The organism is Haloarchaeobius ordinarius, from assembly GCF_051801355.1.
GTDB lineage: Archaea > Halobacteriota > Halobacteria > Halobacteriales > Natrialbaceae > Haloarchaeobius.
This window is the reverse complement of sequence record NZ_CP196560.1, coordinates 64,393-81,193: the sequence shown is the minus strand read 5'-3', so window position 1 is coordinate 81,193 and position 16,801 is coordinate 64,393. Positions and strand designations below refer to the sequence as shown.

Below are 16,801 nucleotides of genomic sequence, written 5' to 3'. Positions count from 1 at the left end.
TTTTCTAGCCGAACAGTCCTGCTTCCGCTGGAATCGCCATCGCAGCGGGGAACGGTAGCCCGAGCGGATTGAATCCGACGAGCGACAGCCCCCAGAGAACCACCAGGGCCGCTATCGCGATGACGAGCACCTTCACCGCGATACTGAACGCGAGGTTGATGACCTTGTACATCACCACGAGCGCGAGTACGAGCAGGACGACGCCACCGATCGTCTCGACCCCGACCTGCATCGGGACCAGCCCCGGAAGTTCGAACATGCATGTATATGGCGCACGACTGGGGGATAAGCCTATGGGCGAAACTGATTGGCTCCGAATTCGCTCCCGCGTGCGGTTCCCGAAGTTACACTTTCACTCTGGTTTGAGTGATGTTATAACGACCGAGCCATTACCAGCGTGGTGGCGACCGTGCCGCCACATCACGGGTTCGTGATAGATTCGTAAAGTGGCGACACTGTAACACAAGCTGACTTGCAGTAGTCCAAAAAATCCGTAACCCGTCCATTTATGAAGGACGATAGAGTAACCAACCTTCGCTACTACCGATGACATCGACACGACGCTTCGACGACGAATTCGCCCGTACGCGGCCAGATACGGGCGGGGAGGGGACCGCATGAGCGAACAACAACTGTCCGCCGACGAACTAGAGCTGCCCATCAAGCGGACCGAGGGGGAGACCCTCGCCGACCGTCTCACGGGGAACGCGTACGAGAACATCCTGCCCGCGCGCTACCTTCGCAAGGACGCCGACGGCGAACTCGTCGAGTCCCAGGAGGACCTCTTCGTGCGCGTCGGCAAGAACATCGCACTCGCCGAGGCCGTCTACGAGGCCGAGAAAGAGGACGTGAGTATCACGGTCACGCCGGACCAGCTCAAACCGGACCACCCGCGCCGCGACGAGCTCGCCGAGGAGGTCTTCGGGATGGGGACTTCGCTCTCGGACGACGCCGAGACCGAACTCAGTATCTACAACGTGAACAAGTTCGCGTACGACACCGTCGTACCCGAACTGCCCGCGGACATCCGCGAGCACGTCGAGGACATCGCCGAGGAGTTCGAGTCGATGATGTCGAACCTCGACTTCATGCCGAACTCGCCGACCCTGATGAACGCCGGTGACGAACTCCAGCAGCTCTCGGCGTGTTTCGTCGACTCCCCCGACGACGACATCGACGACATCCACCAGACCGCCAAGGAGGCCGCCCAGGTGTTCCAGTCCGGCGGTGGCATGGGGTACGCCTTCTGGCGACTCCGCCCCTACGGTGACGCGGTCGGGTCGACCGGTGGCATCGCCTCCGGGCCCATCACGTTCATGCGCACCTTCGACCAGATGTGCGAGACCATCGCGCAGGGTGGGGCCCGCCGCGGCGCACAGATGGGCGTCATGCGCATCTCACACCCCGACGTCATCCAGTTCATCCACTCGAAGAACAAGGACGTCTCGCTCGCCCAGACGCTGCGCCTGAACGACCCCGACGACTACACGCACACCTCCTTCGCGGACGCACTGGAGGAGGCTCGCGAACTCATCGACGACGAGGGCAAAGTTCCGAAACACCTCCGCAACGCCGTCGAAGGCCACCTCTCGAACTTCAACATCTCCGTCGGTGTCACGGACGACTTCATGGAGGCGCTCCAGAACGACGAGGAGTTCACCTTCACCAACCCGCGCACCGAGGAACCCCACGTCGCGACGCCCGAGACCAAGGAACTCTACGAGATGTTCGGTCTCGGCGAGTACGTCGAGGTCGGCGAGGTCCTGTCGATGCCCGCCGAAGTCATCTGGGAGGACATCGTCGAGGGCGCTCACGAGAACGGCGAACCCGGCGTCATCTACTTAGAGCGCGTGAACAAGCAGCACTCCTTCGACGTGGAGGAGCACCCGGACCACCGCATCCTCGCGACGAACCCCTGTGGCGAGCAGCCCCTCGAGGAGTACGAGGCCTGCAACCTCGGGCACATCAACCTCTCCACGCTGGCCGACCTCGACGCCCCCGACTGGCGCGTCTGGTCCGCCGAGCACGCCGACGAGTACGACTCCCACGAGGCGGCCGTCTCGGCGTTCCTGGAGGAGGCCATCGACTTCGAGGAGTTCGACTACCGCATCGACCGCGGCACCCGCTTCCTCGAGAACGTCGTCACGATGTCGGACTTCCCGGTGAAGAAGATAGAAGAGAAGGTCCGCGACATGCGGAAAATCGGCCTCGGCGTCATGGGGCTCGCCCAGCTCTACATCCAGCTCGGCATCGAGTACGGCTCCGAGGAGGGCAACGAGGTCGCCCGCCAGCTCATGCGTCACATCAACCACGAGTCGAAGTGGACATCCCACGAACTCGCCGAGGCACGCGGCGCGTTCAACGACTGGGACGACTCGAAGTACGCGAACCCGACGCAGTACCCCGAGTGGTTCGAGCACCACACCGGGCTCGACCCCGAGGAGTGGGCAGACGGCTTCACCATCCGCAACCACAACACGACCACCATCGCCCCGACCGGGACGACCTCGATGGTCGGCAACACCACCGGCGGCTGTGAGCCCATCTACAACGTCGCGTACTACAAGAACGTCTCCGACGACGTGCAGGGCGACGAGATGCTCGTCGAGTTCGACGACTACTTCCTGCGCACCCTCGAGGCGAACGACATCGACGTCGACGCCGTCAAGGAGGAGGCCCAGGAGCAGATGGCTGCCAACGAGTTCGACGGCGTCGAGTCCCTGACGACGGTCCCGGACGCCATCTCTGAACTGTTCGTCACCACGCAGGACCTGACCGGCAAGCAACACGCCGCCGTCCAGTGCGCCTGCCAGGAGGGCGTCGACTCCGCCATCTCGAAGACCTGCAACTTCCCGAACGACGCGTCCATCGAGGACATGGACGAGGTGTACCGCTACATCTACGAGAACGGCGGGAAGGGCGTCACCGTCTACCGCGACGGTACCCGCTCCAAGCAGGTCCTCACCACGCGTGCCGACAACGCCGACTTCGCCGACGAGGGCGAGGCGGCCGAGGTCATCGTCGACCAGATCGAGGCCGCCTTCGGCGGCATCGAAGGCTTCCTCGACAGCGAGGACGTCCGTGCGAAGCTCGAGTCCGACGTGGCCGACATCGTCGGTGGCGAGGCACGCAGCTACGCCAAGAAGAAAGAGCGCCCGGACCAGCTCCACGGCGTCACCCAGCGCATCGACACCGGTTACGGCAAGCTCTACGTCACCATCAACGAGGACCCGCAGACGGCCGAACCGTTCGAACTGTTCGCGAACACGGGTCACTCCGGTGGCTTCACGAACTCCTTTACCGACGCGCTCGCGAAGACCATCTCCATCGCGCTGCGCTCCGGCGTCGACCCGAACGAGGTCGTCGACAAGCTCCAGGGCATCCGCTCGCCGAAGGTCGCCTGGGACAAGGGCGAACAGATCAACTCCATCCCGGACGCCTTCGGGACCGCCCTCCGGCGCTACCTCGACGACGAGATAGACCGCACCTACCCGCAGCAGAAGACGCTCGACGAGACCGCCGAAGAAGCCGCCGAGCGCCGTCGTGCCGAGGCACGTGAGACCGACGGTGGATCCGCGGCCGCAGAGACGCCGGCCCCCGACGCGGGTCACACCTCGGACGCGGTGGACGACCTCATCGCGGCCGGTGAGAGCCCCGAGTGCCCCGACTGTGGCTCGCTCTCGCTGTACTACTCCGAAGGCTGCAAGACCTGCGAGTCCTGTGGCTGGTCGGAGTGCTGAGTCGACGATAACTCGACGCTGACGGACTCTCTCTTCTCTCTGACCCGTATGAGCCACGGCTCGAACGATTCGGAGGCTGCTCTCTCCGCTTTCGAACACGAGGACGACACTGTACTGGTCCGCCCGAAGGGCTACGTCGAAGACTACCCTGTGGTGTGCCGCATCGGGGACCGTGACCTGTACCTCGGGAACGAACTGGCGGCCGACCCGCAGTCGCACGACCGGCACTGCTGTGACCGCGATTTCGCCTTCGTCCTCTCGGCGACGGCCGAGGAACGCCCGCTCACGACCCACCATCGTCCGCTGGTCGACGGCCCTGGCACCGACTGGACACGGTTCGAACGTGCCGCCGACACTGTCCGGCGACTCTACAGGAAAGACGGCTCACTGCTGGTCCACTGCAGGGCCGGTATCTCGCGAAGCAGTACGCTCCTGGCCATCGCGCTCGCTGCCGAAGACGGCCGGTCGTTCCGGGAGGCACTCGGCCTGGTGCAGGCGGTTCGCCCCGCCGCCATGCCACACCCGGCGCTCCACGAGCGAGCCGTCGTGTACCTCGCCGAGAAGGGAGTCTGAGACGCTATTCGACCTGGACCTCGACCGCGTCCGGTGACAGGCCCTCGCGGTCGTGCTCGTAGCCGCCGGTCTGGTAGTACAACTGGTAGAGCGCGTCGACGACGGTGCTCGCGAGGAGTGCGCCGAGGAGGCCGCGGTCGAGTTCGCGGTCGCGGACGAGTCGCCCGACGAGCAGCCCGAGCAACACGAGCCGGAGTGCGTTGTACGCACGCTGGTTGCTCCGCCGGAGGATGGCGGTGGTGCGGTCGTCGAGGCCGGTGGGGTCGCGGTCGCCCTGCATACGTCGGAACACGTCGGCCAGCGTGATATACTCTCGCTCGATACCGTTAGGACGCTCGGCCCGCAAGGCGAGGTATGGCCGACGAGGGCGAGCAAGACGGAGAGGCGTGCAGTGTGGAGGCTGCCGACGAGACCACGGCCGACCACGGTGGGCGACCGTGCCCGATGTGTGGCGAACCGCTGTACAAGCGCCACTGCAAGTACGTCTGCGAGCAACACGGCGTCGTCTACGACTGTTCCGACCCGTTCAACTGAACACGTATCAGCGTTCGGGCCAGAAGGGCCGAAAGCCATAGGACGACCCCGGTCGTGGGTTGGAAAAGTACCCTGGTCAGTCATGCAGCAACCGACGATACTCGTGGTCGACGACGAGGAGAGCCTCGCCGACCTCTACGCGACGTGGGTCAGTGAGGAGTACGAGACGCTGACCGCCTACGACGGCCGGTCGGCTATCGAGACCATCGACCACTCGGTCGACATCGTGCTCCTCGACCGCCACATGCCAGACCTCTCCGGCGACGAGGTGCTAGAACGCATCCGGGTCGAGGGGTACGACTGCTGGGTCGTCATGGTGACCGCAGTCGACCCCGGGCTGGACATCATCGAGATGGACATCCACGACTACCTCACGAAACCGGTCTCACAGAGCCAGCTCACCCGACTCATCGAGTCCCTCCGGGTGAAAGACCGCTTCGACGGCACCCGCCGCGAGCACGAGGAGATATCGAACAAGATGGAGACGCTGGACGAGGAACTGGACTTCGACGACCTCTCGAACACCGACGAGTACCAGCAACTCGAAGACCGACTGAAGGACATCGGCGACGAACTCGCTGCCGAGGCCGAGGAGGCCGAGGACAGGCTGTCCGAACTCTACTCCGAGGAGTGAGCGAACGTCTCGTAGGCCGGTCCGGCCAAGAGGACTGCCGCCGAGACGACCATCGCGACCGCTAGCGGTAACCCGATAGCGCCCAGCCCGTGCGTGGTGAGCGTGTTCGCCGAACTCCCGACGACCACGGCGGCTATCGTCCACGGCAGCTCGCCGACGAGCGTGCCGGCGACGAAGCTCCGGAGCGAGACGCCACTGACCGACGCCGTACAGGTGACGGCGTCGGCCGGAATCGGGGCCAGCCGGGCCGCCGTGACACCGCGAAACCCTCCTGCGGTCTCGAAGTACCGTTCTGCGGAGGACCGGAACTGTCCGACTGGCGAGAACCGGTCGAGGAGCGGCACGGGGCCGCCACCGTCGACCCACCGGGCCGCGAAGAACGGTGGCATCGACGTGAACACCGCCCCCGCGAGCCCGATAGGAACGCCCAACGCGACCCCGTAGCCGTAGCCGACGACGACCGCGACGAGCGTCGTCGGCCACGCGACCAGCGGCCGGAGCGAGTAGAGGACGACGAGCGCCAGACCGAACAGCAACGGCTCCGCCGCGAGCGCTTCGACGTGGACGAGAACCGCATCCGGCGAGATGAGCAGGCTCGCCGCCAGAACGAGAGCGACGAGGGCCACGCCGCCGACGGCGCGCGGGGACAGGTCTGCTCGCATCGTCCCCACCTCGCCGGCGAGACGATAACGGTTTTTCGGTGCGAGAACTGGAATCCGGTCGAAGGAACTGGTCTCCCGCCGCGCAGACAGGTCCCCTGCCGCGCAAGGCTTAATCGCGTGGCGGGAGGAGGACGAATCGATGGACGCACACGACGACCGCATCGAACTCGGCGTGGAACTCCTCTCGAAACTCGAGGACCCGGAGCTGTCACTGGCGGACGCGATGGACCGTATCGAGGTCGTCACACGAGACCCGGCCGCCGTCCGTGAGATACTCGACACTGCCGTGATGCGGGGCGTCATCGAGCGCGAGGACGGGGTCGTCCAGACGACCGGGAGCGGCTTCGTCAGCCAGACCAGTGACGTGGTCACCCGGGAAGGCGACTTCGAGTGCCGCCGCTGTGGCACCGGTATCACGACGGGTCACTTCATCGAACTGGATGCGGGAGAACTGGGGCCGTTCGGGTCGTCCTGTGTCCGGAAGGTAACCGGCCGCGAGTGAGTCAACGACTCCGACTGAGTTCGTCTATCAACTGCTGGATGAGTTTCCCCTGCCGTTCGAGCAGTTCGTTCTGCGTCTCGACCTGTCGTTCGAGACTGTCGAGTCGCTCGATAACGGCCTCGTCGGTCTCGTCAGCCGTCGCGGGCTGGAACCCGGCCGCTTCGAACGGGGAGTCGGTGTCGGCTCCATCGTCGCCCGACGCAGCCTCCTGCGCCGTCACCGGGTCCTGGTCGACCGACCGCTCCGTGTCACTCGGGTCCGGTTCGGGTTCGGGTGGCGATTCGGACGCCTGCTCGGTCTGGGCTGTGGACGATTCGGCTGCCAACGTTCCCTGCGAGTCGGCCGCATCGGCCGCGTCGTTGGGCTGTGAGGACCGGGCAGGCCGCTGGTCGACCTGCCCCGTCTGAGGCTGTGCGGACGCTTGCTGGTTCGCCTGTGGAGTCTGCTCGTGTTGCGGTGGCCCTCGTTCCTCGTGGGCTGGCTGACGCTGCTGTGACTGTCGGGCCGCCGGGTCAGACGCAGGCTGGTCCTGCGAGACCGGCGCCTGCTCGTACTGGTTCGTCTCCGCGCCTGCTGAGGTATTGCTACCACCTGCCAGCGGGTCGGACTGTTGCTCCGGTCGTGCCTCGTCGACCTGTTGGCTTCCCTGCTGGGTTCGCTGTTCCTGTCCCTGCTGTCGAGGCGGCTGTGCCGCTTCCCCCGTGGAAGTGGCTGGTGTACCCGTCGTCTCGGGCTCGTCGGGGACCTCGTCCATCGATGCGACTGTCCCGTCCACGTCCGTGACTTCGTCGGGCTGGACCGTGTTGCCAGCGTCGAGCGGGTCTACACCCTCACCGAAATCGATGGGTGACGGCCGCTCTTCCTCGTCGGCCTCGTCGGGGCGCACCGCGTCGTTGAGCGCGTCGAGCGAGCGCACGTCGTAGTACGCAAAGAGCGATTGCTGGAGGTACTCCTTGACCTCGGCCGCGCGGTCGTTGGCGATCTTGATGCGCTCCGGGCGGCCGTCGACCTCGAGGACGACCTGCGTCGCGACGCTCCCGTCCTCGAAACTGAGACCCGTCACGTCCGCGAAGTGGTACTCCTCGTAGTCCTCGTCCCAGACGGCACCGCCGACGTGTTTCACGAGGCGCTCGGAGGTGATGACGACGGTGAGTTCCGAGAACCGGAACGTCTGGGTGACCGTCTCGCCGGGGTTCGTGACCCCGCTGGCGTTGAGCACGCCGGCGAGGACGGGGTGGACGACCGCCTCCGAGACGTTGGCTGGGACGGTGAAGTCTCTCGCCCCGTCGAGGGAGTACTCCAGTGTGATGCGGGTCTTGCGTCGACCCTCCTTGACGGTCATGCGCTCTGCTTCGTGTGGATACTCGTCGACCGATTCGTCGCTCAGAAAGCCTTCGGACTGGTAGACGAGGGTCCGCGTCGGTGTGACGTAGAGCACGTTCTCCCCACCCAGGGAGACCTCGGCTGCGACGTCTTCGCCCGCGAGTGTCGACTCTACGATGCCCGGAACGTCCATGCTCACTGCTTTACTACCCCACGGTATAAATCCGTGGGGCCGGTGAAACGCCCGCCGACTCAGGGTGAGACTCCCAGACAGGGCGGGGACAGTTGAGAAGGTTTAAGTTTGACACTGGACAAGCGAAGAGTGAGGCCGGGTGGCTTAGCTGGACATAGCGCCGCACTCATAGGGTTTAGAGATTCGGTGCGGTAACTGCCTGGGAAGGCTCATGCATGCCCCCACGAGACCCGCCAAGTCTCGGACCTGGGTCATGCGGAGATCGCGGGTTCGGAGCCCGCCCCGGCCATTTTCACTGACATCACGAGACGGAGTCGAGTGATAACTTCGTGAAAACGTGGCGGTAGACGTGACGAACCCGTTTACGGTCGCCGGCGAACGGATGTGAGCCGGCGAGCAGTCGGAGCTCGTCTCCGACTGAAGTTCGGAGCCCGCCCCGGCCATTTTCACTGACAGCACGAGACGGAGTCGAGTGATATCTCTCGGATGGAGGGAGTGATACCTCCCGAATCGTGTGGAATGGTGACGCCAACCGTTCGGAGCGACGTTCGCGAACGCGAGGAGGAGCCAGAATCGGGTGCGAGCCGGTCGGTGCCGGTTGGTCACTCGGTCGGGTCGACGAGCATCGGCCCGTCCTGTGCGACGAGGCCCTTGTCGATAGCGGCGTCGACGATGGTCCGACACTCGTCGGGGTCGACGTCGTACGCGCCTGCGGCGACCGCCTCTATCTGGGACCGTTCGATGGGGAAGTCCCTGTTCTGGAGGAGCCGCATCACCTTGTTGTAGGTGCGCGGGGACGGGGTGGGGCCGTCGTCGCCTCGTGGTGCGGTCGGGTCGGTCGACTCGGTGTCGACAGGGTCGGCTGTCGTCCCCGGGTCCTCGAAGGTCACACCGTTCGTGTCGTCGGGTTCGGTCGACCGCTGCTGGTCCGTCCCACCGTCGTCGGTCGTCGATTCGAAGATGGAGTCCCCGGTGTCGGCGGCTTCAGAGTCGGCCGTGGCGTCGGCGTCCGTACCGAAGATGGACGCCCCAGGGTCAGACGCGCTCGACGCGCCGAAGGGGTCCCCGTCTCCGGTTGCGGATGTCTCGCTCCCGAACGTGATTTCGTCTGCCCCGTCGACGGTGGCGTCGTCCGTGTCGTCGCCTTCTGGGCCGAACGTCGAGGGAATCGTTCTGCCCTCGGCGTCGGTGATGGATGCTCGCTGCTGGCGTGCATCGCCGGCAGACTTCGAGTCGACGTCTGCCCCGGACGCCTCATCGTCCGACTCGTCGCCGTCTTCGCCCGCGTCGTATTCGATCTCCAGCCGGACCGACGTGACCTGCGAGAAGTCCACGGGTGCGGCCTCGAACAGTTCGAGCACGCTCTCGTACGCCTTGTCGGGGTCGTCGACCTCGATCGTGATGGAACTCATCGGTACACACTCAGATTGGTTGTCAGGAACACCGGTCGTGACCACGCGTTGCGTCGGCTCGCAGTTGCCATGCGCGTAAATCACGGGCCCTCCCTATCTAAAACTTAGCCAACAACAACGAGATATGTCTTTTATTGCTACAGGTAATCGTAGAAACGATGATGTGGGTGGAGAGCGACTGGGACGTATGGGCGTAAACGAGACTCGTTCGATGGGAAACGGCGGGACGACCGTCCCGGCAGTGCTCGTCCTCGAACAGTTGGCGGTGGGAGAGCCGGGGACGACGGCGGAACTCGCGGCGGCAGTCGGCATCGACGAGGACGAGGTTCGGTCGCTCTGTACGGAACTCGTCGAGCGCGGCGACCTTCGACGGAAGGAACTCCGGTCGCGTGAGACGACGCTTACGGTGTGGTATCGTCCGGCAGAAGGCGTCGAGACCTCGCCCGAAGCGCGGGCCGAGCGCGTCATCGCGTCGCTCTCGGTTCCCGGTGCGAGCGAGATGATGCGCGACTGGCGGCGTGACGCGGTCCGGGCGTCGTACGAGTTCCTCCGAGAGGAGGGAGAGACGACCAGCGACGAACTCGTCGCTTCCGTGTATCCCGCCCACTCCGCTGGCTACACCGACGAAGACTCGTGGTGGACGATGGTAGAAGAGCGACTCGCCTGCCTCCCCGGTGTGTCACAGCTGTCGGCCGCCGACGGCTCTCCGTCGGGCTGGACGGTCGACGTTCAGTAGATGAGTTCGTCGTCGTTCTCGACCATGTAGAGCGTTCGCGCGGCGATGTTGACCGCGTGGTCACCGACCCGTTCGAGGTCGCGCACGGTCAGGAGTAGCCGAGAGACGGCGTCCAGTGCGGCCTCGACGTCGGTCTCCGCCCCGGCTTCGGATTCGAGCAGGTCGCGGACGACGACCTGGCTCGCGTGTTCGCACTTCGCGTCGACCTCGTCGTCGTAGGCGGCCAGGTCGTAACAGACCTCGACGTCGCGTTCGGTGTAGGCGTTCATCGCCCACTCGACCATCTTGATGGTCTCGCTTCCGATCTCCTGCACGTCGACCTCCGGGTAGTCGTCTTCCTCTGCGTCGATGGTGTACTGCGCGAGGTTGGTCGCCAGGTCGCCGATGCGTTCGAGGTCCGTGATTATCTTGAAGGAAGCGGCCACGAACCGGAGGTCACCCGCGACCGGCTGCTGGAGTGCCAGCACGTCGATGCACTGTTGCTCGATGTCGAGGTACATGCGGTTGACCTCGCCGTCACCGTTGACGACCTGCCACGCAGCTGACTCGTCTCCAGCTTCCATCGCCGACAGGGCGGTCCGCAACCGGTCGACGACGATGTCACTCATGTACAGGACCTCCGACTCAAGCGAATCGAGTTTCCGCTGGAAACTCTCGCGGGGCATGCCAGAACGTTTCGTCCGCTGACCTATCGGTGTTGCGCTAGTTCGACCGGGCGGGCGGTGGCACCCCCCGGGCCGGGCCGCTCGTTGGCTGTCTGGAGACCGTTGCCTGCGCCGGGGAGAGACTGCCGTCTCGCGGTGTAAATCGACGAAAAACGGAGACACCGAATCGACGGTCTACGGAGGCGATGCGCCGGGTTACTCGATGAGCGCGTCGTCGTTCTCTATCATGTAGAGCGCACGCGCGGCGATGTTGACGGCGTGGTCGCCGACGCGTTCGAGGTCACGAATCGTCAGGAGCAGGCGGGAGACGTCGTTGAAGACCTCCTCGGTGTCGGCCTCGTGTTCGGCTTCGACGAGGTCCCGAACGACGACCTGACTCGCTTCCGTACACCGGGTGTCGACCTCGTCGTCTCGGTCGGCGATTTCGAAGCAGGCGTCGGCGTCCCACTCGTCGTAGGCGTCGAGGGCGTCCTCGACCATCGCGATGGTCAGGTCGCCGATATCCTGGATGTCGACCTCGGGGAACACGTCGCGCTCGGCTTCGAGGGTGTACTGAGCCAGGTTGGTCGCGAGGTCGGCGACGCGTTCGAGGTCGGTGATTATCTTGAACGACGCGGCGATGAACCGGAGGTCACCCGCGACGGGCTGTTGCAGTGCGAACAGGTCGATGCACTGCTGTTCGATGTCGAGGTAGAGCTGGTTCACCTCGTCGTCGGTCTGGATGATTCGTTCTGCGGTCTGTTCGTCTTTGTTCTCGAGGGCGACGAGCGTGTCGCGCAGTCGGTCGAGGACGACCTCTCCCATGTAGAGGACGTCGTCCTCGAGGGAGTCGAGTTTCGATTGGTAGCTCTGACGTGCCATTAGATGAGTGAAATCACGGGCCGTTTGAAACGGTTTCGTCTATCGGTTGATACGAACCGGCCTATCCGAACTTGCCGGTGATGTAGTCTTCGACGCGCTGGTTGTCGGGGTTCTCGAAGATCTGCTTGGTGTCACCGAACTCGACGAGTTCGCCACCGGTGAGGAACACGGCGGTCTTATCGGAGATACGCGCCGCCTGCTGCATGTTGTGCGTGACGATGATGACCGTGTAGTCTTCGGCGAGCTCGTCGATGAGGTCCTCGATCTGCGAGGTCGCCACGGGGTCGAGCGCCGACGCCGGTTCGTCCATCAGGAGGACCTCCGGGTCAGGTGCGATGGCCCGCGCGATACAGAGCCGCTGTTGCTGGCCACCGGACAGTTCGAGCCCGGACTCGTCGAGGCGGTCTTTCACCTCGTCCCACAGAGCGGCGCGCTTGAGGGACTCCTCGACGATCTGGTCGTAATCGCCTTCCTTGTTCTGTATCTCGAGGCCGTAGGCGACGTTGTCGTAGATGCTCTTCGGGAACGGGTTCGGTTTCTGGAACACCATCCCGACGCGGCGACGGAGTGCGACGGGGTCGACGTCGTCGTCGTAGACATCCTTGTCGCCGAGGTACAGTTTCCCCTCGACGCGGGCGGCGTCGATGAGGTCGTTCATGCGGTTGATACACCGGAGGAACGTCGACTTTCCACAGCCCGACGGGCCGATCATGGCGGTGACCTGATTCTCCGGAACCTGCAAAGAGATGTTCTGGAGTGCCTGGTCGTCGTTGTACCAGACGTTGACGTCCTGCGCCTCGACGATGGTGCGTTCGATACCCCCACCGGTGTCGCTGTCCTCGTCGAGTCCCGCGGTCACGTCGGTCTCCAGCATGGAGCCGTCGTCACTGACGGGGTCGTTCGTCGACGTCGATTCAGCCTGGTCGTTGCTCATTTCTTGTGTCATTGGTCACGTTTCTCGCTGATACCTGTTGCGCAGTACGATGGCGATACCGTTCATGGTGAGCAGCACCACGAGCGACACGACGACACCCGCGGCGAGTGCGGTCGTGTAGAACTCCTCGCTGGCGAACTGGGTCGCCCACGAGTACAGCTGCATGGGCATGGCGCTCCCCTTGGAGGTGAACCCGCCCGGCACGGGGGCGACCATCGAATACCCGATGAAGATGAGGGGTGCGGTCTCGCCGATGGCGCGACCGAGGGCGAGGATGGTCCCGGTGAAGATACCGGGCATCGCCCGCGGGAGGACAACCCGCCGGACGGTCTGCCACTTCGTCCCGCCGAGGCCGAACGAGGCCTGGCGCGTGGAGTCGGGGACCGACCGGATGGCTTCCTGTGCGGAGATGATGACGATGGGAAGGATGAGGAGCGCGAGCGTCATCCCCCCGACGAGGACGGACCCAACGGGCAGGGCGAGCGTGTTGATGAACACGCCGTAGCCCAGCAGGCCGTAGACGACCGAGGGAACGCCCGCCAGATTCGAGATGTTCACCTGGATGAGATGGGTCAGGCGGTTGTTCGGGGCGTACTCTTCGAGGTAGACCGCGGCACCGACGCCGACGGGGAACGACAGCAGCGTGACGACCAGCATCAGCAACACGGAGCCGATGATGGCCGGGTAGAGGCCGGCGTCGACGGCCGTGTTCGAGTGGTTGCTGGTGAGGAACTGCCAGTCGACCCAGGACTCCGGCCCGGCGAGGCCGAGCACGGGCGCGAGGTACCGGATGGCGAGCACGCCACCGATGAACGCCGCGGCGAAGACGAGTCCCGGAACCTGGGTCGGCCGGTCCTGGATGACGACGAACGCGTACGCCGCAGCCGGGATGACGACGAACGTCGCGAGGACGACGCTCGGCATCGGGAAGAACCACAGGTACGGGCCGACGAACGCGGCCAGCAGGCCGACGAGCGTAGCCGCGCCGCCGGTGAGTCGCCCGGTGCGCTGGTCGTCGAGTTCCCCGCCGACGAACCACGCGACGCCGGCGGCCATCGGCAGCGTGAACGTGACCCACATGATGGACCACGGCAGGAGGTAGAACGGAATCGCTGCGATGACCCGCGGCATAATCACGACAAACACGGCGAACGCGACGAGTCCGACGACGGTCTCTTCGAGGAAACCGGCACGGCGCTGGCGGCGATAGAGCGCGAGCGCGCCACCGGCCAGCGCCAGCGCGGCCCAGTAGCCGAGCCAGGTCTCCGGCGCGAACACGTCGAGGAACAGCATGACGATGGCTGCACCGAGGAACAGGCCGCCGAACGGGATGCCAACGGCGGCGAGGGCGGTCCCGACCGCGTCGTTGTGCTTGTACCAGACCCAGGCTGCAGAGCCGAGTGTCGGCACGACGAACGTGGCCGTGACGAACGCGTACCACGCCGGGTCGGCGGTGAACGGCTGGATTGCCTGGACGCCGACGTACAGCAGCAACGCGCCCAGGGCGACGATGCCGGTGAGCGTCGCGGCCAGCAACAGGTACCGGAAGACGGTCCCGACGGTGCGACTGACCTCGCCGAAACTCTCGATATGTTTTCGTTCCGTCGCCATTATTCGTACTCCTCCCGGTAGCGGCTGGCGATGAAGTCACTGATGACGTTCATGACGAGCGTCATCGCGAACAGGGTGAACCCGACCGCGAACAGGCTGTGGTAGGCGACCCCGCTCGTCGGCATGTCACCGGTCGCGATGTTGACCATCGCCGAAGTCATCGGCATCACCGGCTCGAAGTAGACGGCGAGCGTCCCGAGGTTCGGGTACGGAATCTGGGTCCCGAGCACCGAGAGCTGGCCGAACGCCGGCATCGTCGGGGTCGACCCCGCGGCGATGGCGACGATCATCGTCTCGCCGATGGCGCGCGAGAGCGCGAGGATGAACGAGGAGGCGATGCCGGAGACGGCCGCAGGGACGACGATGCCGACGGAGACGTCGAACTTCGTCGCGCCCATCCCGTACCCCGCACGTCGGAGGTCAGCCGGCACCGCACTCATCGCGTCCTCACTGATAGAGGAGACCATCGGGATGATCATGATGCCGACGATGATGCTCGCGGACAGGGCGTTGAACGTCCCGAGTTCGGGGAAGTTGAACACGGTCCCCGAGAGCCCCGGCACGTCGTTGTTCAGGAACCTGAACAGCCCGTCGAGGAACGGCGTGACGTACACGAGCGCGAAGAACCCGTAGACGACGGTGGGAATCCCCGCCAGTATCTCGAGTGCTGGTTTCAGTACGGCCCGCTTTCGCTTGCTCGCGTACTCGCTCAGGTAGATGGCGGTCGCGAGTCCGAGCGGCATCGCGACGACGGCCGCCCCGATGGTGATGACGAGCGTGTTGAACACCAGCGGGACCACGCCGAACGCGTACGGTTTGAATCCTGCTGCCCAGTTGGTTCCGAGGAAGAAGTCGGCGATGCCGATGGCATCTCCCTCGTATCCGACGAGTCCTGCCGTCAGGTCGAAGAACTTCACCGTCTCCGACGCCAGCAGGAGAACGATACTTACGGTCGTTATCACGGAGAGCAACGCACACGCGAAAAAGAAGGCGTTCATCACCTTCTCCTCTGGCGTGTCGCTGGCTGTCTCTGTGATGTCCTGTGTCACCCTGTCCGTGCTCATGGAAGTCGGTCTCTATAGATAGGTAATTAGACGCGCCGAAAAGCGCTTCTACTCTGGTTCGTCAACCGCGTGTGCTCGTCGGCGGTTATTCGAGGTACTCGGAGAGCTTGTCCATCTGCGCCTGCAGCGTCTCCTCGTCGTTAGGGACGTAGCCGACCTTGTCGGCGACGAGTTCGCGCTTGCCGGACTGCTCGACGAAGTACTCCGCGAACGCGCGGACCTGCTCTTTCTCCTCGAGCGACTGGACGCGCGGGTACGTGAACAGCGGACGCGAGAGCGGCGTGTACTTGCCGGCTTTCGCGTTCTCGAGCGAGGGCTTGACGCAGTTTCCGTCGCCGTCGTCGATGGCGAGCGCCTTGATCTCGTCTTTGTTCTCGCTGTAGTACGCGAAGCCGAGGTAGCCCATCGCACCGGAGGAACCCTTGACGCCAGTGATGATCTGGCGGTCCTGCTCGGTCGCGGAGTAGTCCTGGCGGTGGCTGTCCTCCTCACCGATGACGGCCTCGGTGAAGTAGTCGAAGGTGCCGGACGCGGAGGTCGGACCGTACAGTTCGAACTCCTTGTCGGGCCACTCCGAGCGGATGTCGCTCCACTTCTGGGCACCGTCGGGCTCCCAGATCTGCTTGAGTTCGTCGATCGTGATGCAGTCGACCCAGTCGGCCTCCTTGTTCACGACGACGGTGAGCGCGTCGATGGCGACCTGGAGTTCGATCCAGTCCACGCCGTTGTCGGAACACGTCTGCTTCTCGGAGTCCTTGATGGGGCGGGACGCGTTGTTGAAGTCGGAGTCGCCCTTGCAGAAGTAGTTGGAGAAGCCGCCACCGGAGCCGGTCGAACTGATAGAGATCTTCACGTCGGGGTGCTCCTCCTCGAAGCCCTCCTTCACCGCCGTGGCGAGCGGGAAGACGGTCGAGCTCCCGTAGATGTCGATGTTGCCGGAGAGGGAGTCGCCGCCGGAGTTTCCGCCGTCGTCGGTGCCGTCGCCGCCGGAGGTACCACGCTTTGCACATCCTGCGAGACCGGCGAGACCCACTGCACCGGCTGCTGTCACGAACTTCCGTCTCGAGACGTTCTCGAACCGTGTGTCGCGTTCTTTCGTCATCGAGTCAACGTCACGGTGATATGAATAAATACCTCGCTATGATAGCTATATATTCGTAAATATCGCAATGGAATCTCCCCGATCCGTGCTACCGTCTGTCGGGGCTTCTGTACTGCTCCAAAGGCCGCTCGGCGGCCAAGATATTATTTATTGTCTCGAATTGTTCGAAGAAATTTGATGGGGGTCTCGTTCAGCCTATTTTTCCCCGACGACAGCCACGTCCTGTACACCTCCCCCGGATGGTGCTTCCTTTCT

General features: G+C 64.3%; 17 protein-coding genes and 1 tRNA gene. 7 read left to right on the top strand and 11 right to left on the bottom strand.

Translation table 11 applies throughout. The features are described 5' to 3' along the window. Positions 1-4 precede the first annotated feature (4 nt). Positions 5-259, bottom strand: a complete 255-nt coding sequence (locus ACSC1R_RS00515) for a hypothetical protein (RefSeq protein WP_439027116.1) — start codon at positions 257-259, stop codon at positions 5-7. A 358-nt stretch (positions 260-617) separates the two neighbouring features. Between ACSC1R_RS00515 and ACSC1R_RS00510 the strand changes: the two genes are divergently transcribed. Next, positions 618-3,740 (top strand): adenosylcobalamin-dependent ribonucleoside-diphosphate reductase, encoded by a 3,123-nt coding sequence (locus tag ACSC1R_RS00510; protein ID WP_439027115.1) that lies wholly within the window; start codon positions 618-620, stop codon positions 3,738-3,740. A gap of 48 nt (positions 3,741-3,788) precedes the next feature. Then, positions 3,789-4,313 carry a protein-tyrosine phosphatase family protein gene (locus ACSC1R_RS00505; RefSeq protein ID WP_439027114.1) on the top strand — a complete coding sequence of 175 codons (525 nt, stop codon included), beginning with the start codon at positions 3,789-3,791 and terminating at the stop codon, positions 4,311-4,313. A gap of 4 nt (positions 4,314-4,317) precedes the next feature. On the opposite strand, the gene ACSC1R_RS00500 is transcribed toward ACSC1R_RS00505, so the two are convergent. Then, on the bottom strand, positions 4,318-4,593 hold the full coding sequence (locus ACSC1R_RS00500; RefSeq protein WP_439027113.1) for a hypothetical protein: 276 nt from the start codon (positions 4,591-4,593) through the stop codon (positions 4,318-4,320). A gap of 113 nt (positions 4,594-4,706) precedes the next feature. Between ACSC1R_RS00500 and ACSC1R_RS00495 the strand changes: the two genes are divergently transcribed. Together ACSC1R_RS00495 and ACSC1R_RS00490 are read left to right on the top strand one after the other, a co-directional pair. Further along, a complete protein-coding gene (locus tag ACSC1R_RS00495) occupies positions 4,707-4,847 on the top strand; it encodes an HVO_2523 family zinc finger protein (RefSeq protein WP_439028742.1) in 141 nt (46 codons plus the stop codon). 82 nt (positions 4,848-4,929) lie between these two features. Continuing rightward, positions 4,930-5,481 carry a response regulator gene (locus ACSC1R_RS00490; RefSeq protein ID WP_439027112.1) on the top strand — a complete coding sequence of 184 codons (552 nt, stop codon included), beginning with the start codon at positions 4,930-4,932 and terminating at the stop codon, positions 5,479-5,481. On the opposite strand, the gene ACSC1R_RS00485 is transcribed toward ACSC1R_RS00490, so the two are convergent. Continuing rightward, a complete protein-coding gene (locus tag ACSC1R_RS00485) occupies positions 5,466-6,143 on the bottom strand; it encodes a TVP38/TMEM64 family protein (RefSeq protein ID WP_439027111.1) in 678 nt (225 codons plus the stop codon). The two genes, ACSC1R_RS00490 and ACSC1R_RS00485, sit on opposite strands and share 16 nt — an antisense overlap. Positions 6,144-6,282: 139 nt before the next feature. Between ACSC1R_RS00485 and ACSC1R_RS00480 the strand changes: the two genes are divergently transcribed. Further along, a complete protein-coding gene (locus ACSC1R_RS00480; RefSeq protein ID WP_439027110.1) occupies positions 6,283-6,645 on the top strand; it encodes a DUF5830 family protein in 363 nt (120 codons plus the stop codon). A gap of 1 nt (position 6,646) precedes the next feature. On the opposite strand, the gene ACSC1R_RS00475 is transcribed toward ACSC1R_RS00480, so the two are convergent. Continuing rightward, positions 6,647-8,161 (bottom strand): DUF7115 domain-containing protein, encoded by a 1,515-nt coding sequence (locus tag ACSC1R_RS00475; protein WP_439027109.1) that lies wholly within the window; start codon positions 8,159-8,161, stop codon positions 6,647-6,649. A gap of 133 nt (positions 8,162-8,294) precedes the next feature. Between ACSC1R_RS00475 and ACSC1R_RS00470 the strand changes: the two genes are divergently transcribed. Beyond that, positions 8,295-8,450 (top strand) — tRNA-Met (locus ACSC1R_RS00470). 313 nt (positions 8,451-8,763) lie between these two features. On the opposite strand, the gene ACSC1R_RS00465 is transcribed toward ACSC1R_RS00470, so the two are convergent. Beyond that, on the bottom strand, positions 8,764-9,573 hold the full coding sequence (locus ACSC1R_RS00465; protein WP_439027108.1) for a hypothetical protein: 810 nt from the start codon (positions 9,571-9,573) through the stop codon (positions 8,764-8,766). Positions 9,574-9,760: 187 nt separating this feature from the next. On the opposite strand from ACSC1R_RS00465, the gene ACSC1R_RS00460 reads away from it, so the two are divergent. Further along, on the top strand, positions 9,761-10,309 hold the full coding sequence (locus ACSC1R_RS00460; RefSeq protein WP_439027107.1) for a hypothetical protein: 549 nt from the start codon (positions 9,761-9,763) through the stop codon (positions 10,307-10,309). Here ACSC1R_RS00460 and phoU (ACSC1R_RS00455) read toward each other — a convergent pair. The 6 genes from phoU (ACSC1R_RS00455) to ACSC1R_RS00430 all read right to left on the bottom strand — a co-directional run bounded on the left by phoU (ACSC1R_RS00455) (position 10,303) and on the right by ACSC1R_RS00430 (position 16,546). After that, positions 10,303-10,974: a phosphate signaling complex protein PhoU gene (gene phoU / locus ACSC1R_RS00455; RefSeq protein WP_439027106.1), complete on the bottom strand. Its 672-nt coding sequence runs from the start codon at positions 10,972-10,974 to the stop codon at positions 10,303-10,305. The genes ACSC1R_RS00460 and phoU (ACSC1R_RS00455) overlap by 7 nt on opposite strands. 195 nt (positions 10,975-11,169) lie before the next feature. Next, positions 11,170-11,835, bottom strand: a complete 666-nt coding sequence (phoU, locus tag ACSC1R_RS00450; RefSeq protein ID WP_439027105.1) for a phosphate signaling complex protein PhoU — start codon at positions 11,833-11,835, stop codon at positions 11,170-11,172. A gap of 61 nt (positions 11,836-11,896) precedes the next feature. Further along, complete coding sequence (gene pstB / locus ACSC1R_RS00445) at positions 11,897-12,781, bottom strand: phosphate ABC transporter ATP-binding protein PstB (protein ID WP_439027104.1); 885 nt, start codon at positions 12,779-12,781, stop codon at positions 11,897-11,899. A 3-nt stretch (positions 12,782-12,784) separates the two neighbouring features. Next, positions 12,785-14,380, bottom strand: a complete 1,596-nt coding sequence (pstA, locus tag ACSC1R_RS00440) for a phosphate ABC transporter permease PstA (RefSeq protein ID WP_439027103.1) — start codon at positions 14,378-14,380, stop codon at positions 12,785-12,787. Then, the gene (gene pstC / locus ACSC1R_RS00435) at positions 14,380-15,444 is read right to left on the bottom strand and encodes a phosphate ABC transporter permease subunit PstC (RefSeq protein ID WP_439027102.1); all 1,065 of its coding nucleotides are present in this window, start codon (positions 15,442-15,444) and stop codon (positions 14,380-14,382) included. The genes pstA and pstC overlap by 1 nt, the downstream gene beginning before the upstream one ends. A gap of 85 nt (positions 15,445-15,529) precedes the next feature. Beyond that, positions 15,530-16,546: a PstS family phosphate ABC transporter substrate-binding protein gene (locus ACSC1R_RS00430; RefSeq protein WP_439027101.1), complete on the bottom strand. Its 1,017-nt coding sequence runs from the start codon at positions 16,544-16,546 to the stop codon at positions 15,530-15,532. Positions 16,547-16,801 lie beyond the last annotated feature (255 nt).